The organism is Leptolyngbya sp. FACHB-711 (assembly GCF_014695615.1).
GTDB lineage: Bacteria > Cyanobacteriota > Cyanobacteriia > Elainellales > Elainellaceae > Leptolyngbya_A.
On sequence record NZ_JACJOR010000441.1, the window covers coordinates 1 to 3,690 of the forward strand.

Below are 3,690 nucleotides of genomic sequence, written 5' to 3' on the forward strand. Positions count from 1 at the left end.
ATCGATCGATTGCATCAGGCAAATTCTTTAGAACTCAATCCTTCAGAGCATGCTTCAGAGAACGGAGGAACTTTAGCAGACTGCTGGGAATATCAACAGCTCGATCGCCTGCTGCTTCAGCGACAAATTACACCCCAGAACCACGTTCAGATCATTGAGCAGATTTTAATTGAGCTGCTGTTTGATATTACTCAAGCGGCAAACGTTTCCCACCAGCTCCGGCGATGTCCGCCGCGATCGCCCCTGGGGAACATTGTGGAGCAATCAAGCCCATCGATCGCGATCAAGCCAGCAAAACTGGCAGAAGAAACAATTTTTACCGCAGTTGAAGTGCAGTGGCAGCAGTGGTTTGAAGCAAAGCTCAGCCCCTATTCGCCCAATCTTGCGCCGATCGTCCGTCAGCCCGATTATTTGCAGGCAGAAACGTCTCCACAGGTGTTTAAGACGCTGATGACGCTGCTGGATGGTCAGCACACGCTGCGCGACCTGGCACTCAAAACCCAGCGACCCGTTCAACCCTTTATGGAGGTGCTGTTGCCCTATGTGCAGTCAGGCTGGATTGAGCTATTACAAGCACCTGAGACGCCAATTTCATCTGGGTCAAACCGTTTTGTTTATGCTGCGGAAGTGACTCCGCCAATGGTTGCCTGTATCGATGACAGTTTGATGATTTGCCAGTCGATGGAGCAGGTGATTCGAGCAGCAGGCTATCGGTTTATTGCAATTACCGAACCCGCCAGAGCGATCGCCACATTGCTGACAAAGAAACCAGACATTATTTTTCTAGATCTAATCATGCCCGATACAAACGGCTATGAAATTTGCAGTCAGCTTCGTAAAGTATCGCGGTTTAAGGAAACGCCGATTATTATCCTGACTGGAAATGACGGCATTGTGGATCAAGTAAGAGCAAGACTGCTGGGCGCAACGGATTTTTTAAGTAAGCCAATGGAACCTGCGGTGATTTTAAGCATCATTCAGCGATTAATTAGACAGCGAGTTTAGAGGACATTTGAGCAGTGATAAAGGGTTTGTATCCTAAAGGGTTTGTATCAAAGGAGAACAGCAAAATGAGTACTGTGTTAATCGTTGAAGATAGCTTGACGGATAAGGAAGTGTTGGCAGGCTGCTTAAGAAAGGAAGGCATTCAGGTACAAACAGCACAAACGGCAGAAGAAGCTTTCGATCGGGTGAAACAGCATCAGTTTGACGTGATTATTCTGGATGTGGTGTTGCCCGATCGCAGTGGCTTTGAGATCTGCCGTGAGCTAAAAGCGGAAACGGAAACCAGCAAAATTCCCGTGATTATCTGCTCTACTAAAGGCAGCGATATGGATAAGTTTTGGGGCATGAAGCAGGGGGCTGATGCCTATCTGGCAAAACCGATCGATCAAGATGAGCTGATGCGAACGGTGAATCAGTTAATGGATGCCTGATCGCAATTCTCGATCGATAGCCCCCGTCAAATATTACCCGCGGGACATTACCCAACAGACATTACCTGCCAGATATCACCTGTTAAACATGGCTTCTCAACCCCTCTCTTCTCCGCTTGATTCTGTTCAGTCGTCGATGGCTGCCCCAATGCTTGCCGAAGGGCTATATCTTCAGTTGTTGCTGGATCACTCGCTGCCTGCACTGCTCCCGGCCCCGCATCTGGTGGAAATTCTGACGGTGGCGATCGGTCAAATTGTGCCCATTTTTCATCTACCGCCGTGGGTAATGGGCGTGTATAACTGGCGCGGCGAAGTACTGTGGATGGTGGATTTAAACCATCTGTTGGGATTCTCGCCCTGGTATGAGCAGCCGAACTATGGTGCTAAACATACCGTCGTTGTGCTGCGCGGAATGAACGAGTCAAACGAGAAGGCGATGGTCGGGCTGGTTGTTAATCAGATTGAGGACATGGTGGAATGCACAGCCGATCGTCTCCATTTGCTGTCTGAATTTGATCCTTCGTCAGATCCTTTATCAAATTTTCTTTCCAATTTGCAGCTTGATTCTTTGTCTGCCAATTTGCATCATTTTTTTTGGGGATATTGGCAAAGCGAAACTTCCCCTCGTTACTGGCTGCTCAATAGTGCCGCAATTCTTCAGAGCTTATCTGAACCTTTCTCCTGATCGTTTATCTTCATCTTCAACTAATTGAGTCTGTTCGATCGATTTACCTTCGAGACGCTGAGGCTTTTCTCATGACGCAAATTCCCTTTAACTCTAGCTCTTCTAAGCCGACTGTCGTACAAAACGATTTGCCGCAGGTTAAACCATCCCCTTCTGCTGGAATTCGAGCAATGCTTTCTAGATTTAGCAGAGCAGGGCTTCGCAGTCAGCTTTTGCTCACCGTGTTGCCACTGGCGTTAGCGCCTGTAGCACTTGCCACCTTTGCCGACTATTTGATTACGCAAAATAGAACAGAGTTTGAGTTAACCGAAGATCTGAAAGCAAAGGCACTCCTGTCAGGTGAGGTGATTAGTTCCGGTATCGAAGATGGGCTGGGCATTGCGTCGGTTGTTGCAAAAAATGCTTTTGTGCTGAGTCGAGTTCGCAGCACGAGTAATACGGCAGAATCAGAAAATTTATTAGAACTGTCTACGAATGAACTAGAAGCTCGGCTTAGCCGCACGAAGCTGATTGCCCCAAGCCAAGAACTCAACGATTTTTTGGTAGAGATGGCAAAAGCCGGAGAATTGGCAGAGATTATTGTTACTGATAAGAATGGCTTCAACGTCGGCTTTAATGTTCTGCCGGATAACCTCGTACAGTCCGAGGATGAATGGTGGAAGCAGGGCAGATTTCAACAGCAGTGGATTAGTGCACTAGCCTTTGATGCTTCTGTGCGTCGGTACGGGGTGAATATCAGTCAGCGAATTGTTGATCCCAGCAACAACAGCTTTCTGGGGGTAGTAAAAGTTTTTGCCTCGAATGATACGTTTGCAGAACTTGCTACTCAGCTTGACATTGCTGGCTTTCGTGGTTCCCAGCAGGTTCAGCTCCTTGATACGAGCGCAAACTCTGTGATTGCAGGCTATAGCTCCGAGGGAGAACAGATTAAGATATTCCAGGAACAGCTCCCCCTTGTAGGAGAACAGGTAATTTCAGCCTTGGCAGCGCGTCTGATCGAAGCTCGGCGTTTAGAGGAGAATCTATCGCTCAATGAGCTTCAGCAGCAGCTTCAGAATGACTTTCCGGTGCAAGGACTGGTGATCAGCAGCCGTAATGAAAATGACGAATCGAATGACGAATCGGCACAATCCCGCTCGCTGGTTGCTTCGTTTCGCTATCAGGACAAGCAATATGCTGTGTCCACCGTGCCCCGGCTCGGCTGGGTGTCGATCGCCTCAATGGATGTCGCGGAAATTCAAGGTGCAGGTCGGGAGTTGCTTAACCTCTTCGCGATCATTGCTCTGGCTCTGGCAGCAGTGGGAACAGCCTTGGCAATCGCCCTATCGCGCCGTTTGGCTGCTCCCCTCAACGACCTGTCGGCTAAAGCACAGCAGGTGTCTGCTGGAGATCTAAACATTAGGGTTGATCCGGTCGGCTCGGCGGAAGCCCGCACCCTGGCACTCACGTTTAACAATCTGGTGTTTCGAGTCAAGGAATTTTTGCAGGAGCAAACGCTCAACGCCCGCCGCGCAACTCTGGCTGCTGAAATTACAGGCACAGAACTTTCATCTGCCAAGGATATGTCGT

The 3,690-nt window shown here is 48.9% G+C and carries 4 protein-coding genes; all 4 read left to right on the forward strand.

Translation table 11 applies throughout. From position 1 onward, the window contains the following. The coding region (locus H6F80_RS19745; RefSeq protein ID WP_190793233.1) for a response regulator at positions 1-1,005 on the forward strand (1,005 nt) is incomplete at its 5' end. Between the two features lie 65 nt (positions 1,006-1,070). Further along, the gene (locus H6F80_RS19750; RefSeq protein WP_190793234.1) at positions 1,071-1,436 is read left to right on the forward strand and encodes a response regulator transcription factor; all 366 of its coding nucleotides are present in this window, start codon (positions 1,071-1,073) and stop codon (positions 1,434-1,436) included. An 88-nt stretch (positions 1,437-1,524) separates the two neighbouring features. Further along, a complete protein-coding gene (locus tag H6F80_RS19755) occupies positions 1,525-2,121 on the forward strand; it encodes a chemotaxis protein CheW (protein ID WP_190793235.1) in 597 nt (198 codons plus the stop codon). Between the two features lie 71 nt (positions 2,122-2,192). After that, positions 2,193-3,690, forward strand: a 1,498-nt coding sequence (locus tag H6F80_RS19760) for a methyl-accepting chemotaxis protein (RefSeq protein ID WP_190793236.1), incomplete at its 3' end; no start/stop codon positions are given.

Coding starts and splice junctions, on each gene's coding strand:
- H6F80_RS19750 (WP_190793234.1), top strand. CDS start 1,071: ATGAGTACTGTGTTAATCGTTGAAGATAGCTTGACGGATAAGGAAGTG.
- H6F80_RS19755 (WP_190793235.1), top strand. CDS start 1,525: ATGGCTTCTCAACCCCTCTCTTCTCCGCTTGATTCTGTTCAGTCGTCG.